Origin of the sequence: Neobacillus dielmonensis (assembly GCF_000612665.1) — a bacterium.
GTDB lineage: Bacteria > Bacillota > Bacilli > Bacillales > Cytobacillaceae > Neobacillus > Neobacillus dielmonensis.
Genome location: NZ_HG942074.1, coordinates 139,915 through 165,430 on the forward strand (window position 1 = coordinate 139,915; position 25,516 = coordinate 165,430).

Annotated in this window: 22 protein-coding genes; 14 read left to right on the forward strand and 8 right to left on the reverse strand. The window is 41.9% G+C overall.

Annotation, left to right across the window (positions count from 1 at the left end):
• Position 1 precedes the first annotated feature (1 nt).
• The 3 genes from BN2425_RS16010 to BN2425_RS16020 form a co-directional block, all read right to left on the reverse strand.
• The gene (locus BN2425_RS16010; RefSeq protein ID WP_042461550.1) at positions 2-775 is read right to left on the reverse strand and encodes an ABC transporter permease; all 774 of its coding nucleotides are present in this window, start codon (positions 773-775) and stop codon (positions 2-4) included.
• Positions 765-1,745, reverse strand: a complete 981-nt coding sequence (locus BN2425_RS16015; protein WP_042461552.1) for an ABC transporter ATP-binding protein — start codon at positions 1,743-1,745, stop codon at positions 765-767. The genes BN2425_RS16010 and BN2425_RS16015 overlap by 11 nt, the downstream gene beginning before the upstream one ends.
• A 157-nt stretch (positions 1,746-1,902) precedes the next feature.
• Positions 1,903-2,760 (reverse strand): Cof-type HAD-IIB family hydrolase, encoded by an 858-nt coding sequence (locus BN2425_RS16020; RefSeq protein WP_042461554.1) that lies wholly within the window; start codon positions 2,758-2,760, stop codon positions 1,903-1,905.
• A 349-nt stretch (positions 2,761-3,109) separates the two neighbouring features.
• Between BN2425_RS16020 and BN2425_RS16025 the strand changes: the two genes are divergently transcribed.
• The 4 genes from BN2425_RS16025 (at position 3,110) to BN2425_RS16040 (ending at position 8,197) form a co-directional block, all read left to right on the forward strand.
• Positions 3,110-4,045 (forward strand): alpha/beta hydrolase, encoded by a 936-nt coding sequence (locus BN2425_RS16025; protein ID WP_042461556.1) that lies wholly within the window; start codon positions 3,110-3,112, stop codon positions 4,043-4,045.
• A 77-nt stretch (positions 4,046-4,122) separates the two neighbouring features.
• On the forward strand, positions 4,123-4,677 hold the full coding sequence (locus tag BN2425_RS16030; protein ID WP_042461695.1) for a glycerol-3-phosphate responsive antiterminator: 555 nt from the start codon (positions 4,123-4,125) through the stop codon (positions 4,675-4,677).
• A 40-nt stretch (positions 4,678-4,717) separates the two neighbouring features.
• On the forward strand, positions 4,718-6,208 hold the full coding sequence (glpK, locus tag BN2425_RS16035; RefSeq protein WP_042461558.1) for a glycerol kinase GlpK: 1,491 nt from the start codon (positions 4,718-4,720) through the stop codon (positions 6,206-6,208).
• A 297-nt stretch (positions 6,209-6,505) separates the two neighbouring features.
• Positions 6,506-8,197: a glycerol-3-phosphate dehydrogenase/oxidase gene (locus BN2425_RS16040; protein WP_042461559.1), complete on the forward strand. Its 1,692-nt coding sequence runs from the start codon at positions 6,506-6,508 to the stop codon at positions 8,195-8,197.
• A 165-nt stretch (positions 8,198-8,362) separates the two neighbouring features.
• Here BN2425_RS16040 and BN2425_RS23355 read toward each other — a convergent pair whose 3' ends face one another.
• Both BN2425_RS23355 and BN2425_RS16045 read right to left on the reverse strand, forming a co-directional pair.
• Complete coding sequence (locus BN2425_RS23355; RefSeq protein WP_264757812.1) at positions 8,363-8,491, reverse strand: hypothetical protein; 129 nt, start codon at positions 8,489-8,491, stop codon at positions 8,363-8,365.
• Between the two features lie 261 nt (positions 8,492-8,752).
• Complete coding sequence (locus BN2425_RS16045; RefSeq protein ID WP_042461561.1) at positions 8,753-9,478, reverse strand: MurR/RpiR family transcriptional regulator; 726 nt, start codon at positions 9,476-9,478, stop codon at positions 8,753-8,755.
• 319 nt (positions 9,479-9,797) lie between these two features.
• On the opposite strand from BN2425_RS16045, the gene BN2425_RS16050 reads away from it, so the two are divergent.
• On the forward strand, positions 9,798-11,249 hold the full coding sequence (locus tag BN2425_RS16050) for a glycoside hydrolase family 1 protein (RefSeq protein ID WP_042461563.1): 1,452 nt from the start codon (positions 9,798-9,800) through the stop codon (positions 11,247-11,249).
• A 215-nt stretch (positions 11,250-11,464) separates the two neighbouring features.
• Positions 11,465-12,031: a pyridoxamine 5'-phosphate oxidase family protein gene (locus BN2425_RS16055; protein WP_042461565.1), complete on the forward strand. Its 567-nt coding sequence runs from the start codon at positions 11,465-11,467 to the stop codon at positions 12,029-12,031.
• A 70-nt stretch (positions 12,032-12,101) separates the two neighbouring features.
• Here BN2425_RS16055 and hemG read toward each other — a convergent pair whose 3' ends face one another.
• The gene (hemG, locus tag BN2425_RS16060) at positions 12,102-13,484 is read right to left on the reverse strand and encodes a protoporphyrinogen oxidase (protein ID WP_042461567.1); all 1,383 of its coding nucleotides are present in this window, start codon (positions 13,482-13,484) and stop codon (positions 12,102-12,104) included.
• A gap of 280 nt (positions 13,485-13,764) precedes the next feature.
• On the opposite strand from hemG, the gene BN2425_RS16065 reads away from it, so the two are divergent.
• The 8 genes from BN2425_RS16065 (at position 13,765) to BN2425_RS16100 (ending at position 23,225) form a co-directional block, all read left to right on the forward strand.
• On the forward strand, positions 13,765-14,727 hold the full coding sequence (locus BN2425_RS16065; protein ID WP_042461569.1) for a siderophore ABC transporter substrate-binding protein: 963 nt from the start codon (positions 13,765-13,767) through the stop codon (positions 14,725-14,727).
• Between the two features lie 143 nt (positions 14,728-14,870).
• Entirely contained in the window at positions 14,871-15,173 is a 303-nt protein-coding gene (locus BN2425_RS16070) for a hypothetical protein (RefSeq protein WP_195891956.1), read from the forward strand.
• Positions 15,174-15,385: 212 nt separating this feature from the next.
• Entirely contained in the window at positions 15,386-17,146 is a 1,761-nt protein-coding gene (locus BN2425_RS16075) for an ABC transporter ATP-binding protein (RefSeq protein ID WP_042461571.1), read from the forward strand.
• On the forward strand, positions 17,121-17,570 hold the full coding sequence (locus BN2425_RS23140; protein WP_235714659.1) for a hypothetical protein: 450 nt from the start codon (positions 17,121-17,123) through the stop codon (positions 17,568-17,570). Before BN2425_RS16075 ends, BN2425_RS23140 begins: the two co-directional genes overlap by 26 nt.
• The gene (locus tag BN2425_RS16080) at positions 17,495-18,958 is read left to right on the forward strand and encodes an ABC transporter ATP-binding protein (protein ID WP_235714660.1); all 1,464 of its coding nucleotides are present in this window, start codon (positions 17,495-17,497) and stop codon (positions 18,956-18,958) included. Before BN2425_RS23140 ends, BN2425_RS16080 begins: the two co-directional genes overlap by 76 nt.
• A 601-nt stretch (positions 18,959-19,559) precedes the next feature.
• The gene (abc-f, locus tag BN2425_RS16090) at positions 19,560-21,485 is read left to right on the forward strand and encodes a ribosomal protection-like ABC-F family protein (RefSeq protein WP_042461575.1); all 1,926 of its coding nucleotides are present in this window, start codon (positions 19,560-19,562) and stop codon (positions 21,483-21,485) included.
• Between the two features lie 58 nt (positions 21,486-21,543).
• Positions 21,544-21,747 carry a YdeI/OmpD-associated family protein gene (locus BN2425_RS16095; protein ID WP_042461576.1) on the forward strand — a complete coding sequence of 68 codons (204 nt, stop codon included), beginning with the start codon at positions 21,544-21,546 and terminating at the stop codon, positions 21,745-21,747.
• Between the two features lie 182 nt (positions 21,748-21,929).
• Positions 21,930-23,225 carry an acetamidase/formamidase family protein gene (locus tag BN2425_RS16100; protein WP_042461578.1) on the forward strand — a complete coding sequence of 432 codons (1,296 nt, stop codon included), beginning with the start codon at positions 21,930-21,932 and terminating at the stop codon, positions 23,223-23,225.
• 123 nt (positions 23,226-23,348) lie between these two features.
• Here the strand turns inward: BN2425_RS16100 and BN2425_RS16105 are convergent, their stop codons facing one another.
• Together BN2425_RS16105 and BN2425_RS16110 are read right to left on the reverse strand one after the other, a co-directional pair.
• Entirely contained in the window at positions 23,349-24,332 is a 984-nt protein-coding gene (locus BN2425_RS16105) for an aldo/keto reductase (RefSeq protein ID WP_042461579.1), read from the reverse strand.
• Positions 24,333-24,434: 102 nt separating this feature from the next.
• Positions 24,435-25,481 carry a glycosyltransferase gene (locus BN2425_RS16110; RefSeq protein WP_042461583.1) on the reverse strand — a complete coding sequence of 349 codons (1,047 nt, stop codon included), beginning with the start codon at positions 25,479-25,481 and terminating at the stop codon, positions 24,435-24,437.
• Positions 25,482-25,516 lie beyond the last annotated feature (35 nt).

Here is a 25,516-nt window from a genome sequence, read left to right on the forward strand (position 1 = left end):
GTTATCCCCCCACCGCTTGGTTTTTCTTTAAACCGGCATTCCACAGCAAACTGATTATCACAATCAGAACGACCGCCCAAATGAACGATCCTATAAATCCGATCATGAGGGTATGAGAATTTGCTGTACCTGTCAGGATTTCCAAAGGGAATCCAATCATATAACGGTAAGGGAAAAAGGTGCTGATCTGTTTGACGACAGGCGGTAAAAGGGAAAAAGGTGCGATTTGCCCGGACAGAAACAGTGAGACCGTTTCGAACATGGCGTAGATGGCGGTCACTTTGTTCATCCAAAAACATAAAATCCCAAATAAAAAACTCATCGCAAAACGGATCACTGCTCCAAGTAACAATGCAGCTAAAAACAGGCCCCATCCGGTAACAGATAAGTGCAGCCGAAGTGAAGGAATAAACAACGCTAAGATGATCCAACAAGGGACAAGGACAACTAAAAACAGCCCCTTATAAACAATATTCTCGGCAATTGCCCAATGAATTGGATGAAAGGGCCGGACAATTTGATAGGAAAAGGTGCCTTCCCGTATTTGTCGATCCATTTCCCAGACGTCCCAAGCACTTGTCAGGCGCTCCACCATAATCAGGGCCACAAAATATAGCACGAAAGATTCTCCTTGATCCGGATATATATTCATCCATACCATCATGGTGATCAAAGGCTGGACCATCGTGCCGAACATCCAGACCATGGTAGAGAGCTGGTAAGCAAACATCTCTACATATTTCATCCGCAAAATCGCCAGATACTTAGTGATCATGGGACTCCTCCTGGAACGCCAGGGTAATGACTTCTTCCATCGGCGGGTCTTGTATATTGAGGTCATTGATTTCATAATTAGCCAGCAGTTCAGAGGAGACAAGGGGGACACGGTCCCGAGCAACCCGCAGCGTCAATTTTCCATCTTCAAATGTAACCACTTCCCCGTAAGATTCCCAAGGACCACGGGTACTGGAAGGAAGTCGTACTTCCAACAATTTATAAGGAGTTAATTTTTCCGATAAAACTTGCAGTTCTCCGTCGTAAAGAAGCTTCCCATGATTAATAATCATGACCCTATCACAAAGGGCGGTTACATCCCCCATATAATGCGAGGTTAAGAGAATCGTTGTTTTATGCTCCCGATTATAGTTGGCAATGAATTGACGCACTTTTTCCTGCGTATTAACATCTAACCCAATTGTTGGTTCATCTAAAAACAAAACCGAAGGACGATGTAATAATGAGCAAGCCAATTCACATTTCATCCTCTGTCCTAGACTCATGTTCCGGACGGGCCGCCCGAGTAATGGCTGTAATTCCAGCAATTCAACCAATTCGTCTAAGGTTTGACGAAACGAATGGTCATCAATTTCATACACACTCTTATTAACAAGAAATGTCTCCATCGGCGGGATATCCCATATCAATTGACTTTTTTGTCCCATGACCAGACTCATAATTTTTTTGAACTCATTCTTTTGTTCCTGTGGTTTAAAGCCATCTACCTCAATGGTTCCTGAAGTAGGATGCAGCAGGCCGGCTAACATCTTCATCGTGGTTGTTTTTCCAGCTCCGTTTGGCCCTAAAAATCCTACAATCTCACCGGTATTAATGGTGAAGGACACGTCCTTCACTGCTTGAACGGTTTGGTATTCCCGTTTAAACAAACTGCGTAGTGCTTCCGTCCAGCCCTCCTGCCGGACATGGACGCGAAAAGATTTATTTAAATCTTGAACTTGTATCGTCATGTTTCCTCCAACTATAAGCCTAAATAGATTACCTTCACATGTATTTGATTATAAATAGAAATTGGCTGCATACAAGTATTAAATAAAGCCAATTTAATAGTAATCTACAAGGAAATGGTGGAATGCCTTGTAGATACCTCCCTTATGAGTCTAATGATTAGTCTTTTAAAATATATTTCTCAAAGGCGTAGGCAACTCCATTTTCATCATTGGTTAAAGTGACAAAGTCACTATTTTGCTTCACTTCTTCTTCCGCATTTCCCATAGCAATAGAGAGTCCGGCAGACTGAAACATTGGAATATCATTCTTCTCATCACCAATTGCTACCGTATCCACTAATGGTATATTAAAATGCCGGGCCATGGCTTTTAGTCCATTCCCTTTATTTCCGTTAATATGTGTGAGTTCAAGATTAAATGGAGAAGAAGAAGTAACATAGGTGCCTTCAATTGCCTCTAATCTTGTACGTAATCGTTCTTTCTGTTCTGGATCAAGTGCTAATACTTGGAATTTTTGTACCTTAATTTTCTGATTGTTGAGAATGTCCTCGTAATTCTCAAACAAAGTATGACCATATTCCCAAGGAGGTGTGGTGAACATTTTATAGTGTTTACTTTCGGTGTATTGCTGTGGAACACGGCCAGAAGATTGAACTTTATCAAATCGCTCTTTCCAATCCTTAAGGCCGAATGAACCTTTATTAGTAGTAAAGTTATACGGCATGAATTCTTTTTCAATCTCAAGAGCAATTTTTTGTGCTTGAAAGCGGGAGAAAGAGATTAATTCTATCAATTTTCCATCTGCATATAATGCTGTGCCATTATTGGCGCCAATTGGGCAATCTAATCCGTATTTTGCTATAGCCATATTAATCGATTTTGGTGAACGTCCTGAAAGTGCCATAACAATATGTCCTTGTTGTTGGGCCTTTTTTATGACTTGTAAGTTTTCTGGACTAATTTCTTTTTTTGAATTCAGTGTTGTACCGTCTAAATCAAGTGCGATAAGCTTCATAACGTTGTCTCCTTTTTGATAACTTAGATGTTTTTAAGAGATTTATAATGTTTACTTAACAAATAGATTAATAATGCAATGTTACCATTATAAACAGAAACAGGATGCTTACAATTGTTAAATAAATTCATTCTGTTCAATAATAAACAAAACCATTATATTTGTTCATTATTTGCATATTTAAAGTGAGTTTTACAGGGGAGAAATGAAGACCGCAGATTAAACGGAGTGATTAAATCTTTAATATTGGCTGTTCTTCTTGTATGCTAGGGAGAGAGAGAGGGAATGTAAGCGCTCTATTAGTCTGCGATATTATTTAAAAGCGAAGCAACCTAAAGGAGAGAGATCCATGGCAACAGTATCCGAGTTTACTTTTCAAACAATGGATGGTATTGATATTTTTGCAAAAAAGTGGATGAACAAAGATGTGGGCACGCCAAAAGCCATCGTTCAAATTGCCCATGGAATGGCGGAACATATCGCACGTTATGATACCTTTGCGAGGAATTTGGTCACGGAAAATGTGTTTGTATACGGGAATGACCATCGCGGTCATGGCGAGACAGGAAAAAAGGCAAACAGCATCGGATATTTTGCAGACGAACAGGGCTTCGAAAAAGTAGTTGAAGACATGCGGAATCTCACTACTATTATAGAAAAAGAATACCCCGATATTCCCATCTACCTGTTTGGGCATAGCATGGGATCGTTTTTGTCCAGACGGTATATTCAAAGGTTTGGGGGACTGCTGTCTGGCACTATTCTCTGCGGAACTAGCGGAAATCCAGGCATCATGGGGAAAATCGGCAAAGTGATTGCAGCACGAGAGTCCAAAAAGAAAGGTTCAAAGACACCAAGTCCATTTTTAAATAACCTGACTTTTGGCAGTTACAATAAAGCTTTTCAGCCCAACAGAACCGAGTTTGATTGGTTAACAAGGGACGAAAAGGAAGTTGATCAATACATAGCGGACCCGCTGTGCGGAGGAATTTTTACCGCTGGTTTTTTCTATGACTTACTCGATGGACTTCTGACTACCAACATGCCCCAAAATATAGGCGTGATTCCAACCAATCTGCCTATTTTCCTCATATCGGGAGACCAAGACCCAGTCGGAGGAAAAAAAGGAAAAGGTGTCATCCAAACCATGCAGCAATTTAAAAATGCCGGCCTACAAGACGTCAGTATCAAACTATACCCGGAAGCCCGCCATGAACTACTAAACGAAATCAATAAAAACGAAGTCCAAAACGATATAATAGAATGGATCAATGCACATTTGTGATGCAGGGGGACGGTTCTCTTGTCATTTTATAGAAGGCAAGGGTTTCACCGTGAGGAAGGAAAGGGATGCTAGTACCCATGAACCAGAAAATATTGCCTGCTTCGGGCAACATGAAGGAATTCGAGCGATTTTTGAAAAGCCCCTATGAAATTGGGGTGTTTTTGGATATGCATGTGACTCAATTAAAGCATATCAGTCAGATGGCAAAACAAAATGGAAAGAAGATGATTTACCATGTGGATTTAATCCACGGGTTGAAAAGTGATGAATACGCAACCGAATACATTTGCCAGGAATTTAAACCATACGGGCTGATTTCAACCAAGTCAAACGTTATTCAAAAGGCAAAACAAAAAGGAGTCATTGCCATTCAACGGGTTTTCTTGATTGATAGCCATGCCTTGGAAAAGAGCTATAAATTAATTGAAAAGACGCAGCCAGATTATATTGAAGTACTTCCTGGCGCGATGCCGTGGATGATTACAGAGGTTAAGGAACGAGTTCATATTCCTATCTATGCCGGAGGATTAATTCGTACGGCTGAAGAAGTCCAAGCAGCACTGGAAGCCGGCGCAGAGGCGATTACCACTTCAAAATGGGAATTATGGGACTATTTTGCCAGCAAAGGTTAAAATGATAAAATCAGTATTTTCAACGGGGAGGGGCAATAAAATGGAAAATTATATTCTGTCTTTAGATCAAGGCACGACAAGTTCTCGTGCGATTCTTTTTAATAAAAAAGGAGAAAGTGTTTTTAGCGCACAGAAGGAATTTACGCAATATTTTCCGAAACCAGGCTGGGTAGAGCATAATGCGAACGAAATCTGGGGCTCGATTCTTTCCGTGATTTCAGAGGTTTTATCAGAAGCGGGCATTACGCCAGAACAAATAGCAGGCATAGGTATCACCAACCAGCGGGAAACGGCCGTGGTTTGGGATAGGGAGACCGGGCAGCCTGTTTACAATGCTATTGTCTGGCAATCCAGACAAACGAGTGAAATTTGTGATGAATTGAAACAACAAGGTTATGATAATTTGTTCCACCAAAAAACCGGTCTGCTCATTGACGCTTATTTTTCAGGGACAAAAGTGAAATGGATCCTTGACCACGTTCCAGGTGCGCGCGAAAAAGCGGAGCAAGGGAAGCTGCTGTTTGGCACGATTGACACTTGGTTAATTTGGAAGCTCTCCGGAGGCAGGGCTCATGTGACTGATTATTCGAATGCGTCACGCACGCTGATGTTTAATATATATGAGCTTAAATGGGATGATGAACTGTTGGATATTCTTGGAGTGCCGAAATCCATGCTTCCTGAAGTCCACCCATCATCGGAAATTTATGCTAATACTGTGGATTACCACTTCTTTGGCAGGGAAGTGCCGATTGCCGGTGTTGCCGGAGACCAGCAAGCGGCCTTATTCGGCCAGGCTTGTTTTGAACAGGGAATGGCGAAAAACACCTATGGTACGGGCTGTTTTATGCTAATGAATACGGGAGTGAAGGCGGTTGATTCTAAGCATGGTTTGTTGACCACGATTGCATGGGGATTAAACGACAAGGTGGAATATGCGCTTGAAGGCAGTATTTTCGTAGCAGGGTCTGCGATCCAGTGGCTGCGCGACGGCCTTCGGATGCTTAAGGACGCCAAGGATAGCGAGGAATATGCCTTAAAGGTCAAATCAACAGAAGGCGTTTATGTGGTCCCTGCATTTGTTGGACTAGGCACCCCTTATTGGGACAGTGATGTCCGCGGGGCGGTTTTTGGTCTAACTCGTGGCACATCGAAAGAGCACTTTGTTCGGGCTACGCTTGAATCCCTTGCATATCAAACAAAGGATGTCTTGTCGGCTATGGAGGCTGATTCCGGTATCGAGCTGAAAACCCTTCGCGTGGACGGCGGTGCTGTCAAAAATAACTTTTTAATGGATTTCCAAAGTGATCTTCTCAATGTTTTGGTGGAAAGACCGGTTATCAACGAGACGACTGCTTTAGGCGCAGCCTATTTGGCAGGGCTGGCGGTTGGCTTTTGGAAAGACCAGGATGAAATTTCTAAGCAGTGGAACGTTGAACGGAAATTCACGCCGAAAATGCCGGAAGAGACCCGCCAGCAATTATATAATGGCTGGAAAAAGGCAGTTCAAGCGGCGATTGCCTTTAAATAAAAACATAAACAATGTGAATAGTATATGATATAATAAAAATAAGTTAATAATTGTCAGGAGATTTGGAGAGACCACAAAACATTATCTATAACGGTAATGTCTTTTGTGGTCTCTTTTTAATTGATTTTAACTTCAAAGAAAGACGGTCGGTCATAAGGACAAAAATTATGAAACTGTTCCAATGTTTGTTTTCATGAAACAGTAATGCAGAAGATTTTTGAAATCTAATTAGCTGGTGACTCTTTTTAAGTACCTCTAGCATAAAATAAAAGGCTTCTAATTCTAGGAGGAAAAACCATGGAATTTTCAAATTTGAATCGTGATAAGATCATAAAGCAGCTTAAAGAGGAGAATTATGATGTATTAGTCATTGGAGGGGGGATTACTGGAGCGGGAATTGCCCTTGATGCCCAGACAAGAGGCATGAAAACGGCGCTTGTTGAGATGCAGGATTTTGCTGCCGGAACCTCCAGCCGCTCGACTAAACTCGTCCATGGCGGGCTCCGTTATTTAAAGCAATTTGAGATTGGAATGGTAGCCGAAGTTGGAAAAGAGCGGGCAATTGTTTATGAGAACGGTCCGCATGTTACCACCCCGGAGTGGATGTTGCTGCCGATTCACGAAGGCGGGACCTTCGGAAAACTTTCAACATCCATCGGTTTAAGAGTCTATGATTTTCTCGCTGGAGTCAAAAAGTCAGAACGGCGCACCATGCTGTCAGCAGAGGAAACACTTGCTAAAGAGCCATTGATTAAAAAAACTGGACTCAAGGGCGGCGGGTACTACGTCGAATATCGGACAGATGATGCCCGGTTAACGATTGAAGTCATGAAAGCTGCCGTTGAGAAAGGGGCAATGGTTCTTAATTATTCAAAAGTATTAAAATTGGTCTATGAAAATAATAAAGTGGCTGGTGCTTTGATTCAGGATCAATTGACTGGCGAAGAATATGAAATTCGGGCCAAAAAGGTTGTTAATGCAACAGGCCCATGGGTTGACCAAATTCGTGAGATGGATCGTTCAAAAAAAGGCAAAACCCTGCAGCTCTCCAAAGGAGTGCACTTGGTCATTGACCAGTCGCGATTTCACTTGAAACAAGCAATTTATTTTGATACGCCAGATGGCCGGATGGTATTTGCGATTCCACGGGATGGCAAGACCTACGTGGGCACGACTGACACCTTTTATAGTGAAGACCCGGTAAGTCCATACATGACCGTTAACGACCGCAGCTACATTATCAATGCCATCAACTACATGTTCCCAGAGGTGGGAATCTGCGAGAAGGATATTGAATCCAGCTGGGCCGGTGTCCGTCCACTTATCAATGAAGAAGGAAAAAGCGCCTCGGAAATCTCCCGAAAGGACGAGATATGGGAATCGGATACCGGTTTAATCACAATTGCCGGTGGAAAATTGACAGGCTATCGCAAAATGGCAGAAACTGTCGTTGATCTTCTAGCTGATATGTTTCATGGGGAAGAAGGTAAAAACTATCCGGCTTGCCAGACGAAAAACCTGCCAATCTCTGGAGGTGACGTCGGAGGTTCAGAGAACTTCAACTCCTATATATCGACTCACTATCAAAAAGGAATCGATGCAGGACTATCAGAACAAGAGGCGAAAAAGTTGGTTAGGATATACGGCTCTAATGTGGATACAGTATACGAACTGTTAGCTGCGAAAAGTGAAGAGGCAGTACAATACAATTTGCCATTGGAGTTATTTATCCGTCTTGTCTATGCCATGGAACATGAAATGGTCGCAACTCCGATTGATTTTCTGAACCGCAGGACAGGAGACCTGCTGTTCCATATTCAAAACGTACAAAAATGGAAAACACAAGTGATTGCTTATATGGCAGATTGCTTCAAATGGACGGATGAGGATACACGAAAACATACTATAGCGGTAGAAGATGCCTTGAAAGCATGCGTATTCCCTGTTGATGAACCGCTGGAATATCCCAATGCTGTGAATGGGGAATAACTTTTTCATAGATTGATAATGAAACAAAGCAACGCACCTGCATGCGTTGCTTTGTTGTTAAAAACACCTATAAATGGAAATGGTCATTGCGGGTAAATTTTGTGTGATCGTTCTAGATTGTTCGTGGATTTCGAGTAAATGGGTATGTTGGGGATGGACCAACTCCTAACCTGCTAGCTCCACATCATCATCATCTGAGTAGGATTCCGTTGCTTTATCTCGGCACTCCCAGCACTCAGTCCGATTTCTCTCCATAATCGCTAATTCTTGGCCACAATTAATACAAACATCCATGGTAAGATACCTCCTTATTTTTTTCTGAAATGATATATAAAATAGGTGTTAACAATAGTAGAAAGTTAGCTTAACCGTATGGGGTATGAAGAGGTAAAAATGTTTGAACTTATACAACTATATTATATCGGAATAAATATAAAAATGTTGACGAAATATTGTCATTTTTGTGAATTTTTTTGACAATATTGCGAGCATTTCATTTACTAAGATTTGATGTATGAAATCATGTAGAAAGGGGCGGTTGTGAATGCCCCTGCATTATTCCTGAAGTCGGTGTATCTCCCGCGCTATGGATTCTAAAATATAGACAACGGGCACTTGTGTCGTAATATTTGCGTGTTCAAAAAATTCTTCGGTAACAAAGTAAGGGATATTGATATCAGAAATTTTCGCAACCGTTGAAAGTTTATCATTGGTAATACTGATAATTTTACTTCCAATCTGTTTAAGCTGGTTAAGATGGGTGACGGTATACTCATTTTCCCCTGAGACGGATAACGCAATTGTGATGCTGTTATGCCGCAGCTTCGAATGGATGGGGAAAGAAAAGTCTTTAATGTACATGGAGAACTTCCCTAAGCTTGAAAAATATCGGGCACCATATTCCGCTAAAATGCCGGAACTGCCAATCCCAATAAAAATAACGTTATCTGCAAGAGTAACTAATTCTGCAGCCTGCTTAACTTTTTGGTCAAGACCCCCTTTTAAGGTCCGTTCAAAAAATTCTACGATCGAGTGCTGGGAACTTTTAATCGTCGTCATAGCCTCTTTCTCCAAATGCATTTTCAACTTTACCTTAAACTCGGAGAAACCCTCACAATCTAGTTTACGGCAAAAACGCAAAATCGTCGCAGTCGATACATGGGTCTCATCCGCCAGCTCCCGAATCCGCATATAAGCCACTTTATCACCGTTGTGGCAAATATAACTATATATAGAAGTCTCTAACTCGTTGAAAGAAGCAATGATGTCACTAGAAAACATAGAATCATATTCCCTTCTAAAGGGTCAGCCCTTCACCACATTAACGTGCCGGGGGCCTGTCCCCCTCCTTATTAACGCGCTACTGTGCTGGGGGACAGGCCCCCACTCAATTAACGCGTTATCATACAAAGTGTTTGTGTTTCTATTTTAGCATGCCGGGTTGAAACGTGGTGTTACATTTTTGTAACAAGTGACTATTGACGTTATATCAAACTAGTTTGCCTTCTCTTATTTACTATGAATGGTAAAACGATTACGATTACTGCATAGTCTTTTAATCATATTTTGAATGAATTATAGATAAGCAGGAGGGAATAGTATGAAAAAGTCTCGTTTTCCTGAAGGGTTTTTATGGGGTGGCGCTACAGCAGCCAATCAATTAGAAGGTGCTTATAATGAGGGCGGCAAAGGCTTGTCCATTTTCGATATGGTGAAATTTGTGCCAAAGGAAGAACGTGGGAATGACTTCTCGATGGATGTATATAGTGAGAAAGAATTGGAAGAATTATTGGCCGATAACGGTGAGGGCAACTTCCCGAAACGCCGCGGTATCGACTTCTACCATCGCTATAAAGAGGATATTGCGTTGTTTGCGGAAATGGGCTTTAAAACCTTCCGTTTATCCATCTCTTGGCCGCGGATTTTTCCAAATGGAGATGAGCTGGAACCAAACGAAGAAGGATTAGCTTTCTACGATCGAGTATTTGATGAGTTGCTAAAATACGGTATTGAGCCATTGGTTACAATATCTCACTATGAAATCCCGCTTCACCTAGTGCAAAAATACAATGGCTGGACCGACCGCCGCTTGGTCGATTTCTTTGTCCATTATGCTGAAACAGTATTCAAGCGTTATAAAGACAAAGTGAAATACTGGTTAACGTTTAATGAAATCAATATTTCTACGCATTCTCCATACATTGGTGCGGGGATTCTGGTAGACCGCGTGGAAAATAAAGAGCAAGCTGTGTACCAAGCGCTGCATCACCAATTTGTTGCCAGCTCAAGAGCAGTAAAGGCTTGTCATGAAATCATTCCTGGTGCCCAAATCGGCTGTATGCTGGCCCGTATGGAGGTATATCCGGAAACTTGCAACCCAGATGATGTATTAGCGGCATTGGAAGAAGACCAGAAGAACCTATTCTTTACTGATGTTCAAGTACGCGGCTATTATCCAAGCTACATGCTAAGCTATTTTGAAAAAAATAATATCCAAATCGACATGCTTCCTGGCGATGAAGAACTCCTTCTTCAGCATCCAGTAGACTTCTTATCCTTCAGCTACTACATGTCCATGGTTGCCAGCGGTGCAGATAAAGAAAAGGAAATCGGAAACTTCTTCATGGGAGTCAAAAACCCTTATTTAGAAGCATCTGATTGGGGCTGGCAAATTGACCCTAAAGGGCTTCGGATTACTTTGAAGAAAATGTATGACCGCTACCAAGTGCCATTATTTATCGTTGAAAATGGTTTAGGAGCATACGATCAAGTCGAGGAAGACGGCTCCATCAACGATGACTATCGGATCGACTATATGCGGGCCCATATTGATCAAATGGGTGAAGCGATTCAAGATGGGGTAGAAGTAATGGGCTACACAAGCTGGGGCTGCATTGATTTAATCAGTGCGAGCACTTCCGAAATGTCCAAGCGTTACGGATTTATCTATGTCGACCAAGACGATTATGGCAATGGTACGATGGAAAGAAGAAAGAAAAAATCTTTCGAGTGGTATAAAAAGGTCATTGCGACAAATGGAGAAGAATTGTAATAGAAAATATAAAAGTGCCTCATCCGACTGGGTGATGGCACTTTATTGTTGTTAAAGGAAAATTTTGGTTGACGCATGACCTAGCACATAATAAGATAAAAAAAATTTAATCGTACGAACCTTGGGAGGAAGATGAAGAGTGCTGCCTAGGGGTCTATAAATCCATTAGATGCAAGGCTTTAAAAACCAATAGGTTAAATTAAGGAGGATTATATATGGGGAAAGTATTTTCGTCGATACATCCAAGCCACGAAGAATTTATAAGAAAGCAGCACATCTTCTTTGTCGGGTCAGCACCAATGTCAGGGGACGGACACGTCAACATTTCCCCGAAAGGGCATGATGTTCTGCGGATATTTTCACCAACTGATGTAGCTTACTTAGATCTAACAGGAAGTGGCAATGAAACTAGTGCACACATAAAAGAGAATCAAAGAATCACTTTTATGTTCTTAGCCTTTGAAGGCCCTCCGATGATACTGCGCCTCTACGGGAAAGGGAAAGTGATACTACCTGAAACCCGTGAATGGGATAACATTGCCGGCCATTTCAACATTCTCCCCGGTGCGCGGCAAATTATTTATGCCAAAATTGAGAAGGTAAAAACATCATGTGGTTTTAGCGTACCTTATTATTCGTACGATGGTGAAAGGGATACACTGCAAAAATGGGCTGTTACTAAGGGTGAACAAGAATTAGTGGAATATCGAGAAAAGAAAAATTCTTTAAGTATGGATGGGATTGTTACTCCAATTGGATTAACGTTTGCTGATAAAGCTTGAAAGGAAAAACCACATCGAGACAAACAAAAGAGGATAACCGCTTTAAGGGCAAGATATCCTCCACAATGAATCATAACATTTGTATAACTTTCCTTGCCGAATCGATCCCGTTCTCGATACAATCAGGAATCCCCACACCATAATAAGAACAACCCGCAAGGATGATTCCAGGATAGGAAGCTGCCATTTTGCTTTCAAGTGCTTTCACACTATTTGGATGGGTAATCAAATAATTCGGCATCTGATCGTTCCATTTGGTTACTTGACTTACAACAGGCTGAGCATTTATCCCAAGGCTTTTGTGAACATCTTCAAGCGCCGCCCCGATCAGTTCTTCGCGATTCAAATCCTTCAAGGAAGTGAAGGAGGGATGGCTGCTTTTATAAAAGAGCCTGACCAACAGGTTTCCAGACTTTGAGGTATGCTCCCATTTCCGACTTGTCCATGTGCAGGCGTTGCAGGATAATTCATCCGTATTAGCGGTAATGAAGCCCGTCCCATCGGCTGGAAGTATGCTGTCTGGAACATTAAAACCAAGATAGACACTAATCAACGAGCTATTTTTCAATCCGGAAAATTCACTTTGAATATTCGAATTATCAAGTATGTCTTGCGCTGCTGAATGTGGGATGCTAAGGATGATGGAATCCGCGTCAATCACATCCTGATTGCTAAGAAATACTTGATATTTTTTATGGCTGTTTTTGATAGTGTATACTTTCGTGTTTTTTAAAATTTCCGTATCACCAAGCTTTGCCTCTAGGCCATCAATAAGGGAGTCTAAGCCGTTTTGAAAAGAAACAAACTTCCTTTCCCCGCCTTTAAATTTCTGCTTATTAGCTTCCAGCCCTTTGATGATGCTTCCATATTGATTCTTGTAATCAATTAAATACGGTAGGGTGGAGGCTATGGTCAGGTCACTGAGTTTGCCGGAATAGACACCGGAAAGCACTGGGGCGATCTGTTTTGCTACAATTTCCTTCCCGAGAAAATACTCAAGGAACGCACCAATGGAATCGTTCTTGGTAAACGTTTCATTTTTCGTATAAAAATCCTTCAGCGCGGCAACTTTTCCTTCTGCTGATATCAGGGTGCTTTTTGCTAAGGACTCAATGCTTGCTGGTATACCGAAAACCGCATCCTCCGGTATAGGCTTTAATTCACCATCAATATAAATAAAGGATCGGCCTGTTGCATTGTAGACCACATCGTTTTCAAGACCAAGTTCTTGAAATAGCGGCATCGTCTCTATTTTGCGGGCTACAATCGAGTCGGCCCCTGCCTCCATGACAAATCCATTTTGTTTGACGGTTCGGATTTTTCCGCCAAGCTGTTCAAACGCTTCTACTAGAACCAGCCGGACATCCTCACCGGTAGTCATCTTCCACTTTTGTAATTCATACATGGCAGATAATCCTGTAATTCCGCCACCAATTACTACTACTGTTTTCACTTGAGTCACCTCGAATATAAAACCATATGATACATATGTCCTTTACAGTGTACCATACCATCGGAATTTGATGTAAATGTGTCAAACGGAAGGCAACGTCCATTATCATGCGGGGTAATTTTGTCAATCATCTGTCTTGAGAAGAAACCAGTGCTACCTGCTAAAAACCTAATTGAAAAATGTTCTCAATTGTTATTGACGATGGTTGAATTTGGTTATATTATATATTTATGATAATGATAATCATTATCAATTACATAATAAAGGGGAGTTGGTCGGATTGAGGAAAAAACTAGGTTTGTTTTCTCTGATTCTCACAATACTTATTATAGTAGCTGCTTGTGGAAGTCAAGAGAAAACGAGTACAAGCGCAAGCAATGAAGGGAAAAAAATGCAAGAAGAATCAAAAGAAATGACCATCAAACATCAATATGGAGAAGTTGTGCTTGAAAAGAACCCGAAGAAAGTCGTTGTGTTTGATTTTGGAGTACTGGATACGTTAGATGCATTAGGGGTGAAAGTCGTTGGTATTCCGCAAGCGATCGTGCCAGAGAGCTTAAAGAAATATGCCGGGTCTGAATACACTAATGTAGGCAGCTTAAAAGAGCCCGATTTTGAAGCAATCAACAAATTAAAACCAGATGTCATCTTCATTTCAGGAAGACAGGCTGAATTATATGATCAATTTGCAGAGATTGCTCCAACCGTTTATATGGATGTGGATTACACGAACTACATGTCCTCGCTTGAAAAGAATTTCAACCTGTTAGCGGAAATCTTTGAAAAAGAAAATGTTCTTGATACAAAAATGAAGCAGCTGGAAAAAAGTGTTGCTGAACTAAACGAAAAAGCCTCTGCCTCTGATAAAAAAGCATTAATTTTATTAGCGAATGAAGGAAAAGTCAGTGCGTTTGGACCAAGCTCACGGTACGGATTTGTTCATGATGTGTTTGGGTTCAAAGCAGCAGATGAAAATCTAGAAGTTTCCCAGCACGGTCAAGGTATTTCATTTGAATACATTTTAGAGAAAAACCCAGATATACTATTTGTTATTGACCGTTCAGCTGCAATCGGTGGAGAAGCTGGTGCGAAAAAAACAGTGGAAAATGACTTGGTTAAGAAAACCACTGCCTATAAAAATGGGAAAATTATCTACCTAGATCCGATCAATTGGTACATTGCAGGAAATGGTATTGAATCCACACAATTAATGGTGGATGATGTGAAAGCAGCACTTAAATAAAAACGTCAAAAAAGAGCTCTCGAAGCACTCGATACGATATTGTATCGAGTGCTTTACTATATCCAAATTATTGACATCTTGTCTGGAAATTTATATGCTATAAATTATATTTGTATACAAATGTATGCTAGGGAGGGGTTTAATTGAAGCATGAGGATTTGAATGGTCACTTGAAAGGTGAGAAGCATCGGGGAGGGGGTCATAAGCGAAAGAATCATGGTGGGGCCCAAACCTTCCGACGAGGCCGAGCAATAGATTTTTTAGAAAGACTCCGGCTAAAGCGGTTATCCTTAAAACAGCAATTAGAGGCGCCAGAGTTCCAAGATATTAAACCGGTTATTCTTGGTGAGTTAAAAGCGATTGAACTCATCATAGATGAATTTATCCAGCAATTTGAACTCTATGAGGTAGAAGACATGAAAGAGACAGCGAGATTGGGAGAATGAGAGGATGTAAAGACCTCAGAATAATCCCAAAGGATAAGCCCAAATGCCCGAAAGGCGGTAAAAAGAGCTGGGAGGGTAACTAGGAGAAGTCCCAAACGCCCGATAGGAGTCGAAAAGAGCGAGAGAGGTAACTAGAGAGAGCACCAAAAGCCCAAGCGGAGGAAAATAAGCCGCCAAAGGTAGATAGAATGTCAGGTGAAAGGAGAAATTTCATGTGGGGGTTAAGACACTACATAAAGCCATACTGGAAATCAGTTTTAATCGCACCCTTATTTATGCTAATTGAAGTATTTTCTGATTTGCTCCAGCCAACCCTTGCGGCCAAAATCGTCAATCAAGGAGTGGTCGGGAGGGATTTGCAAACTATCCAGCACACGGGAGCACTGATGGTTATGGTAGCGGTACTTGGTTTACTAGCAGGGGTTGGATGCAATATTTTTGCCAGCCGGGCATCGCAGAATTTTGGTGCCGATATTAGGGAAGGCCTATTCACAAAGGTGCAAACCTTCTCTTTTGATAATCTGGATACCTTTCAAACAGGATCATTAATTACCCGGATGACCAACGATGTCGTCCAGGTACAAAATCTATTAAGAATATTTCTACAATCACTAATCCGGACACCCGGATTATTAATCGGCAGCGTGACCATGGCTTTATTGCTGAACCTCCGTTTAGGACTTATCCTTTTGGGGACATTGTTCATTTTGGTTATTATCCTGATTGTCATTATTCGATATTCTTATCCACTGTTTTCCAACGTCCAGGCTAAGCTAGATGCAGTGAACAACCGGCTGCAGGAAAATTTGGCCGGCATTAGGGTCGTAAAAGCCTTTGTCCGCTTGGATTATGAAAATGAACAATTTTATCATGCCAATAAAAACTACGCACAGTCGGCCATAAAAGCTGCTCGGGTTATCGCGATGAATACGCCGATTGTCACACTCATCATGAATGTCTGCTTAGTTGGCATCTTGATGTACGGAGGAAACCTGGTTTGGGTGAAGTCTGTCCAAGTGGGGGATTTGGTGGCGTTTATTAACTATGTCACACAAGTTCTTTCTTCCTTGCTAATGGTGAGTAACCTCCTTGTAAACATCTCACAATCCAATGTTTCAGCCAAACGGATTCAACAAATCCTGACAACGGAACCGACTATTAACAGTGACCCAATAGCAAAGGATTCCAATATTCAAGTAAAACATATTAAGTTTGATAGAGTTGGATTTTCATATGGAGGATTATCTAATCAAGAAGAGTTGGTCTTGAGGGATGTCAGCTTTGAGGCTGGTCAAGGGGAAACCGTCGCCATCATCGGGTCGACAGGTTCCGGAAAGTCCACGCTTGTCCAGTTGATTCCTAGATTATATGATGTCACGTCGGGCTCCATTTTACTGAACGGGAAGGATATCCGCCATCTGCCTTTGCCAGAGCTCAGAGGCCAAATCGGAATGGTTCTCCAAGAGTCTTTTTTATTTACAGGTTCCATAAGTGAAAATATTGCCTTTGGTAAACCCGAAGCGACACAAGCGGAGATTGAGAATGCTGCCAAAATCGCCCAGGCGCATGATTTTATCACAAGACTTCCAAATGGCTATGAAACAAAGGTGGGGCAAAGAGGCGTCAATTTGTCTGGCGGACAAAAACAAAGACTTGCCATTGCCCGTGCCCTGCTGGTCAAGCCCCCCATTTTAATATTGGATGACAGCACGAGCGCTCTGGACCTTGGAACGGAAAAACGGCTCCGTGATGCCTTAGCCAATATAATGAAAGAAAGTATCACGTTTTTAATCGCTCAAAAGATTTCATCTGTAATCAACGCTGAAAAAATTCTTGTCATGGAGGATGGCGCGATTGCAGGATATGGGACCCATCAAGAATTGATGGAAACATGTGCCGTCTATCAAGATATTTATCGGTCCCAATACGGCGGGGGGGAGAAGGATTATGTCGAACAACAGCAATCAAGCTAACAGCAATCCAAACCCTTTCCAAATGTCTAACCGGGGACCGCGTCCAGGGGAGGTTCCGAAAGAAAGGTCAAAGAATGCGAGGGCGACCCTGCTTAAGATATGGTCCTATTTAAAAAGGCAGCGTCAAGCCCTGTGGCTCGTGGTCATTGGCACGGCTTTAGTTTCCTGCTTCACGCTATTGGGACCTTACTTAATCGGAAAAACGATTGACCATTATATTGTTCCGCACAAACTAAGTGGTTTTCTGCACATGGGCTTGGCTTTGCTTGGTGTTTACCTTTTAGGTGCGGTATTTACCTGGCTCCAGCAATATGTGGCGCGGGGCTGGCCCAGAATACCGTCAGGGACATGCGCCAAGATCTTTTTGAAAAATATCAACAGTTGCCGATTCCGTTTTTTGACCAACGGACACATGGGGAACTGATGAGCCGAACAACCAATGACCTGGAAAATGTGTCTAATACACTAAACCAGACAGTAGTTCAGCTCATCTCCAGTGTGTTTATGCTCGTGGGCAGCGTAGTGATGATGCTGAGCTTGAGTGTTTGGATGACTTTGATTGTCGTTTTAACAGTGCCGTTCATTACCACAATTACGAAAAGAATAACCAAATATACACGCAAGTATTTTTCTGCGCAGCAAAAGAGCTTGGGTGAAGTGAACGGGTTTGTCCAAGAAAGTATATCGGGTCAGCGGGTCATTAAAGTATTTGGAAGGGAAGCTAAATCACTTGAAGAATTCCGGGAAATGAATGAGCGGTTGCGAGCGGTGGGATTAAAAGCTCAAAGCATTTCCGGTTCGATGGGTCCGCTGATGAATGCGACACGCAATCTGACTTTTGTCATTATTGCCGCCGTTGGCGGAGTTTTTACCTATTACGATATCATCACAATTGGAATTATCGTAAGCTTTCTTAATTATTCCAGCCAATTCAGCCAGCCGATTAATCAACTGGCTAACCAGTATAATTTACTTCAATCGGCCATTGCCGGTGCAGAGCGGGTTTTTGAGGTAATGGAGCATGAATCGGAATTTTTAGATGAGCAGGCAACAGAGTTTGATCAAAAAATAATCGGAGACGTCGTTTTTGACCAGGTCCGCTTTGGGTATGCACCAGATGCTCCTGTACTGAAAAATGTTTCGTTCCATGCCCAGCCTGGCCAGATGATTGCCTTGGTAGGCCCAACGGGGGCAGGGAAAACGACTATTATTAACTTGTTGACGCGATTCTATGAAATTCAATCCGGCACGATTCTTATTGACGGGAAAGACATCCGTAGAATGAGCAAACAATTTTTAAGGAAACAAATTGGACTTGTGCTGCAGGATGCTTATGTGTTTTCCGGAACGATTCGGGAAAACATCCGTTATGGCCGTATGAATGCGACTGACTTAGAAGTGGAGGAAGCTGCGCGTCTAGCGAATGCTGATTCGTTTATCAGAAAGCTCCCCAAGGGATATGACACGGAGTTAAAAGCGGAGGGAAGCAATCTTAGCCAAGGCCAAAAGCAGCTATTGACTATTGCCAGAGCCGTGTTGGCTAGTCCTGCCATTCTCATATTAGATGAAGCAACCAGCAGTGTGGACACCCGAACGGAGTTCCATATCCAAGAGGCAATGAAGGCTCTAATGACGGGTAGAACCAGTTTTGTCATAGCCCACAGGCTCAGTACCATTTGTGAGGCAGACACGATACTGGTCATCAATAATGGTAAAGTTGTTGAACAGGGGTCACATGAACAGCTCCTAACGAAGCAGGGTTTTTATTCCGATCTCTACAACAATCAATTAACTCAGGGGTACGCAGGCTAATTCATAATTTACAAATCAATGGAAAAATGGGATAATAAGGGAAATAGCGAAGGAGGGAAGTAAGTTTATGGAACCAGCTAATTGCCAATATTAATTTTCTAAAAATTAATAGGAGTTTGTAAGGAGTGAAAAATTGCCTAATTATGCAGGCTTATTTGTCATGCTCTTTATGGACCAAGGTAAATTAGATGGTAACTTTCTTTACTGATATCGGGATTATAATTTGAATACTTTATCTAAGTATTCCGCATGCTTTAGCAAATTTCTGCTTTGGCTGCATGATTATATTCATGAGTGCACAAGACTGTAAGAAGAACCTCTTCTTATGGTCTTTTTTATTTGAAAGGCTCTGTTAAATTTGGCTGTTGATTTCCGCTCCTGTCGCTCAGCGAACCGCGGGCGTGCCGGGGTGCCTCCTCGGCGCTTAGCGCCTGCGGGGTCTCCCCAGCCCCGTACTCCCGCAGGAGTCGAGCGCCTTCCGCTTCAATCAACAGGGTTAAAAAATCAACATTATCGTTTAACAGAGCCATTTGAAAAGTAAATAGTGTCTTTTTTGCCTTGTCCATAAGATTGCAAATCATGGATGAAAGAAGGAAGTCCTATGTTGGAATTAAAAGTGAACGGTATTAAAAAATTCATGGAAGCGACTCTTGTCGTAAAAAACATAACCTTTGAAGCCTATGAAGGAGAGAAGGTTGGGATTGTTGGTGCGAACGGCAGCGGCAAGAGCACGGTTTTGAAATTAATCGCAGGCATTGAACCAATGAACTATTACCCAGGGTATCCGCAAACATCAAGCCCAGGATACGATGAAGGACTCATTCACCAGCCACGAGGAGCGACCAGGGCGTATCTTGAGCAGACACCCGTTTATCCGGAAAGGTTGAAAGTCATTGAGGTATTAAATTTGGCATTTGAGGAAATTGACAGCATCGAGAAGCAAATGCGCGAGATAGAGGAACAAATGAAGACGCTGGAAGGTGTTGGCCTGGAGAAAGCCTTAAATAAGTATAGTGATTTGCTTCAGTTATATGAAGTAAAAGGCGGCTACGAACGAGAAGAGAAATTAAGCAGGGTTTGTACTGGCCTTGATTTTTCCGATAGCTTTTTAAACATGGATTTTGACCTGCTCAGCGGGGGAGAAAAAACGACGGTCGTGCTCGGGAAGCTGTTAATCCATCAGCCCGATATCCTATTGCTGGATGAGCCGACCAACCACTTGGATATGCCATCCATCGAGTGGCTGGAGGGGTATCTGAAGACCTACAGAGGAATTGTCTTGATTGTGTCACATGATCGTTATTTTCTCGACAAAGTGGTTTCGAAAATTGTAGAAATCGCGGATATGGAATCCATCACCTATAAGGGCAATTATTCTTCGTTTGTCAGCCAGAAAGAAGAAAATATGCGAATCCAATTTGAGCATTTTCGGGAGCAGCTGAAAAAGATAGGAAATATGGAAAAGACGGTCACGACTTTGAGGGACTGGGCGATGCGCGGAGGGAATGACAAGTTCTTCCGAAGAGCGGCAAGTATTCAAAAGAAGCTCAATAAAATGGAGCGTATCGATAAACCGATTTTGGAAAGAAGAAATATGCGGCTTGATTTTAAAGAGACACAGCGGTCCGGAAAAGAAACCATTAAAGCAATCGGACTTTTTAAAAGCTACGAGGACAAGGTGATTTTACAGAATGCCGACTTGATGATTCATTACGGAGAAAGAGTGGGTTTGATTGGTCGGAATGGAAGTGGGAAAACCACATTCTTAAAGATGCTGTTGGGTGAAGTGCAGCCGGATGAAGGAGTGGTTGAATTAGGTGCAAATGTAAAGGCAGCTTATTTGCCGCAGAACATTATTTTTAAAAATGAAGAACTTACGGTACTTGAGGCATTTAGGGAGGATATTTCTATCCTCGAGGGAAAAGCACGGGAGTATCTGGCAAAATTCATGTTTTACAAAAGAAGTGTTTTTAAAAAGGTAAAGCATTTGTCAGGAGGCGAGTGCAGTAGGCTGAAACTGGCGATACTTTTATATCAGGAAATCAATCTCTTAATATTGGATGAGCCGACTAATCATTTGGATATCGATTCGATTGAGACTTTAGAGGAAGCGCTTGAAGATTTCAAGGGAACGATTTTCTTTATCTCACACGACCGATATTTTATTAATAAAATGGCTGATCGGGTAATAGCTTTAGAAGAGTGTTTATTGCGAAACTACCTTGGAAATTATGATGATTATAAGAGCGAAAAAGAGAAAGCAGCCCTTCAAGTATGGCAGAGGCCCGTTGCAATCGTTGAAAAAGCAAGCACCAAACGAAAAGGTAATTTGGAGGATTCCAAAAAGGATACGGCAGCGGTCAAGGTTCTCGAAAAGATTGAAATCCTAGAAAGGGAGATTCGTTTAATTGATTTATCTATGATCACCGAACAAATAGATTATGAAGAACTTAATCGGCTGTATGCTAGAAAGCTGGAATTATCCAAAGAACTCGATGCGGCAATGGAGCTGTGGTTAAGTTCGTAGGTAAGGAAAAGGATGTGATTTTATCGATGCGTCAAGGTTAAAACGCCCAGTTTATCCGATGCCGGAGGATGTAAAAAACAAATTAGAGGAGGAGGGGCTAATGGAAAAGTACAAGGTAAGGCCTCCTTATCAACAGAATGATTACATTGGTTGGATTACTCGTGCTAAACGGCCAGAAACAAGGGAAAAAAGATTAAAGCAAATGATCGATGAACTTTATTCCGGCAATGCTTATATGGGAATGAAATATAACGGTAAATAATTACTATTTCTTTTGAAAAAATAGAGCCTGATTTCTGTGATGGAAATCAGGCATCTTTTTTATAACCAATTTTAGTGGCTAAAAATTAATATCCTGTGAAAATTCAGTTTATTACCAAAAATATACAGCAGTATGCGTTATAATGAATGTAATTACATAGATACTTTTAGGAGGGATTGAGAATGGTGGCGAAACAAACGATATTTGTAAATGAATTTACCAATGGAATTTTGGATCCTGACCAGGAGATGCTTGGACCTGTCGAAGATGGTGGGCACATTATTGCCAATACAGCGCCAGGCTGTTGGGGACCGATGATTACTCCTTGCCTTCGCGGGGGCCATGAAGTGACAAAGCCCGTGTATGTTGAAGGAGCAGAAGTCGGTGATGCAATCGCAATCAAGATTAAAAATATTCAAGTTACGTCAACCGTTACTTCGTCCGGAAATGATAAACCTGTTGAGGGTAGGTTTCTAGGTGATCCATTTGTTGCAGTCAAATGTCCTGAATGTGGAGAAATGCACCCTGAAACATTTATAGATGGAACAGGGCCAGAGGCAATCCGCTGTAAAAATTGCGGGGCTGATGTGACTCCATTTGTGTTTACAAACGGCTATACAATTGCTTTCGATCCTGATCGAAAAATCGGGGTTACATTAAATAAAGCAGCCGCTGAAAAGGTCGCAACAGACGGGAAAAAATACATGTCAACTCCTGAAAACTCTGTTCAAAATCCTATTGTGACGTTTGCGCCACACGATATGGTTGGAACGGTTGCTAGACTTCGGCCATTTCTGGGCCAGCTTGGAACCACTCCTTCGAGAAAGTTTCCTGACTCACACAATGCTGGTGATTTTGGGCAGTTTTTAATCAATGCCCCACATGAATACGGACTTTCTAAAGAACAACTTGAAGAGCGCACGGATGGCCATATGGATATTAATCGGGTCCGTGAAGGCGCAATTGTTTTATGTCCGGTAAAAGTCCCTGGTGGCGGTGTTTATATAGGGGATATGCATGCCATGCAGGGAAATGGTGAGATTGCCGGTCATACAACTGATGTTGCCGGTATTGTTTCGCTGCAGGTACATGTGATAAAAGGCCTGAAACTTGAAGGACCAATCCTTTTACCAGTAGAGGAGGATTTGCCATATTTAGCAAAGCCGATGACTAATGCTGAGAAAGAGAGGGCGCTAAGTGTAGCGAATCAATGGGGAGTAGAGAAATTGGAAGAATCACTCCCAATCTCAATCATCGGTACCGGTGCAAACCTAAATGAGGCAACCGATATTGGACTAAAACGGGCAGCCGAATTATTTGGTATAACCATCCCTGAAGTGATGAACCGCGCTACTATAACTGGGTCAATAGAAATAGGGCGCCACCCTGGGGTTGTGACGATTACCTTTCTTGCTCCAATCCATTATCTTGAAAAAATAGGGCTGACGGAGCTGGTCAGAAACCAATATTTAAAATGAAAATACACGGATCTTGTCGATATTTCCCGGGGAAAGCTTCTTGATGGGATAACATTATTGTACAGTGAAAGAGCATCCATCGGTTGGATGCTCTTTTAAAATTTCACTTATATCGTCAATTTATTAATAAACGCCTTGAATTATATCTTTAACTTGAGCATGATAGAAGTTTTTGAGTTTGTCCAGTTCTTCCTGAGTGAAAGATACTGTATCCAATGCTTGTAGGTTGCTGTCGATTTGCTGGACGTTCTTAAATCCTGGAATTACACAGGATACTTCTTTTTGGTCAAGAATCCAGCGTAATGCAGCACTGGCCATTGATGGTCTTCCTTTGCCAATCCACTTCAATTGATCTGCTAGTTCAACGCCATTTTTAAACCCAACGCCGGCAAATGTCTCACCAACATTAAACGATTCTCCACTTTCATTATATCGGCGGTGGTCGTCCTGTTCGAAGACATGCTCTTTTGTAAATTTGCCTGTCAGTAATCCACTAGCAAGCGGTACCCTAGCAAGTATGCCGACTCCTTGTTCGTAGGCTTTTGGAAAAAGTTCTTCTAATGGTTTTTGACGGAAGATATTAAAGATAACCTGTAACGCTTTCACGTTAGGGTGTTCTAAGCAAATCAATCCTTCTTCGACGGATTCTACACTAACCCCATAGTTTCTGATTTTTCCTTCCTTTTGGAGCCTGTCTAATACATGGAAAACTTCTCCGTCTCTTAATATTTCCGTTGCTGGGCAGTGGATTTGATAGAGATCAATCGCTTCTCGTTGCAAACGCTTTAAACTAGCGTCACAATAAGAGCTTATGGTTTCATAAGAATAATTATTGGGGTCGGTAATATCCCCTTGACGGCAAAACTTTGTAGCGATATAAATTTGATCTTCCTTCCCTTTTGTTGCTTTAGCTAGCAAATCCTCACTATGCCCATTACCGTATACGTCAGCAGTATCAAAGAAGTTTACACCTTGATCAATGGCGTATTGGAGAGCTTTTAGGGCTTCTTCATCATTGGTTTTTCCCCAGCTGCCGCCAATTGCCCATGTCCCGAAACTTACTTCACTCACCTTTAATCCAGTATTTCCTAATGCACGGTATTTCATATGTATTCACCTCTCCTTAAATATCATTATATCTCATGCATACCTAACGTGAAATGATAAACAAAAAGAACCCCTCCTAATTAGGAGAAGGGGCAATAATATTTACTGTGGTAAAGCGTTAATCGGCTGGGGGACAGGCCCCGTTAATTTACCAGCAAACCATTGATCGAAGAAGTCATAATATCCCTGCTTCATCACGGTGCTGGAGAATCTCTCGAAACCAGCTAACCGATTGTCCAAGGAATATTTAACAGGTGAGGCAAGAGCCATGTTTACTAGCTCAAACCAGTTTTGATCGTTACCTGAAAAAGCATGTGTTGAATCTATGTGGCTATAACAAGGATGTGAGGGTTTCACAATTATTTTTCCCATTGCCAACGCTTCCGTTAACGGCATGGCGAACGTATCAAACTTAGAACTATTCCAATACACTTTAGCTGTATTCATCAAAGCAAAAACTTCATCCTGTGATAGTGCAAACTTTAGCTTCACATTGTCCGGTATTGTATATTTCTTCACACTTTCCCGATATCGCTCCCCGCCAAATACCATGACCACTTCGGCATGAGGATTTTGTCTAGCATATTCTAACACCAGAGCGGGCTGGCGATTCTCTTCGTCCCTGCCAATCCAAAGCACCCGGTTGTCGACGATTTGCGAAGGGTCAAAATGCTTTTCAGCTAAACGTTCATCAAACCCTATTGGAATCACCGTGACATCATTGACACCAAACTTTGAGTGCAACTCCTGTTTGAGAAAATCGGTCTGAACGATGGCCTTGTCGACAATGGCGTAAAAAGGTTTCATCATTTCATAGCCAGTCAGGGCTGGATCAGGAAAACTATGCGGAAATAGCACGCTATTTTTTATAAACATCTTTAAAAAAGTAAAACCTGATACCGTATAAATTACATGGTCAATGTTTTCAGCATAGAGTTTGTCCAAAACAATATCGTAATTGACTAAATCGCCTTTTTCATGTTCGTACCCTGGAAGATGGTCATATCCACTAACATACCGTTCCGGTGATATGAACACAATCTCAACCCCAAACTCATGGCAGATCGCTTTTAATCGCTCCGCAAAAATTCGAGGTCCATGGTTTTCTGTAAACTGTATCTTTCTCATGACTAATCCAACTTTTTTCATAAAACACACACCCTGCAGTTTAAGTCTCCATTTAT

Excerpts from the sequence above, each read along its gene's own strand:
- BN2425_RS16050 (WP_042461563.1), top strand. The coding sequence starts at position 9,798 with ATGAAAAAGTCTCGTTTTCCTGAAGGGTTTTTATGGGGTGGCGCTACA.
- abc-f (WP_042461575.1), top strand. The coding sequence starts at position 19,560 with ATGTTGGAATTAAAAGTGAACGGTATTAAAAAATTCATGGAAGCGACT.
- BN2425_RS16055 (WP_042461565.1), top strand. The coding sequence starts at position 11,465 with ATGGGGAAAGTATTTTCGTCGATACATCCAAGCCACGAAGAATTTATA.
- BN2425_RS16100 (WP_042461578.1), top strand. The coding sequence starts at position 21,930 with ATGGTGGCGAAACAAACGATATTTGTAAATGAATTTACCAATGGAATT.
- BN2425_RS23355 (WP_264757812.1), bottom strand. The coding sequence starts at position 8,491 with ATGGATGTTTGTATTAATTGTGGCCAAGAATTAGCGATTATGGAGAGA.
- BN2425_RS16010 (WP_042461550.1), bottom strand. The coding sequence starts at position 775 with ATGATCACTAAGTATCTGGCGATTTTGCGGATGAAATATGTAGAGATG.
- BN2425_RS16105 (WP_042461579.1), bottom strand. The coding sequence starts at position 24,332 with ATGAAATACCGTGCATTAGGAAATACTGGATTAAAGGTGAGTGAAGTA.
- BN2425_RS16080 (WP_235714660.1), top strand. The coding sequence starts at position 17,495 with ATGCGCCAAGATCTTTTTGAAAAATATCAACAGTTGCCGATTCCGTTT.
- BN2425_RS16045 (WP_042461561.1), bottom strand. The coding sequence starts at position 9,478 with ATGTTTTCTAGTGACATCATTGCTTCTTTCAACGAGTTAGAGACTTCT.
- BN2425_RS16040 (WP_042461559.1), top strand. The coding sequence starts at position 6,506 with ATGGAATTTTCAAATTTGAATCGTGATAAGATCATAAAGCAGCTTAAA.
- BN2425_RS23140 (WP_235714659.1), top strand. The coding sequence starts at position 17,121 with ATGTCGAACAACAGCAATCAAGCTAACAGCAATCCAAACCCTTTCCAA.
- BN2425_RS16110 (WP_042461583.1), bottom strand. The coding sequence starts at position 25,481 with ATGAAAAAAGTTGGATTAGTCATGAGAAAGATACAGTTTACAGAAAAC.
- glpK (WP_042461558.1), top strand. The coding sequence starts at position 4,718 with ATGGAAAATTATATTCTGTCTTTAGATCAAGGCACGACAAGTTCTCGT.
- BN2425_RS16030 (WP_042461695.1), top strand. The coding sequence starts at position 4,123 with ATGAACCAGAAAATATTGCCTGCTTCGGGCAACATGAAGGAATTCGAG.
- BN2425_RS16075 (WP_042461571.1), top strand. The coding sequence starts at position 15,386 with ATGTGGGGGTTAAGACACTACATAAAGCCATACTGGAAATCAGTTTTA.
- BN2425_RS16015 (WP_042461552.1), bottom strand. The coding sequence starts at position 1,745 with ATGACGATACAAGTTCAAGATTTAAATAAATCTTTTCGCGTCCATGTC.
- BN2425_RS16025 (WP_042461556.1), top strand. The coding sequence starts at position 3,110 with ATGGCAACAGTATCCGAGTTTACTTTTCAAACAATGGATGGTATTGAT.
- BN2425_RS16020 (WP_042461554.1), bottom strand. The coding sequence starts at position 2,760 with ATGAAGCTTATCGCACTTGATTTAGACGGTACAACACTGAATTCAAAA.
- BN2425_RS16095 (WP_042461576.1), top strand. The coding sequence starts at position 21,544 with ATGCCGGAGGATGTAAAAAACAAATTAGAGGAGGAGGGGCTAATGGAA.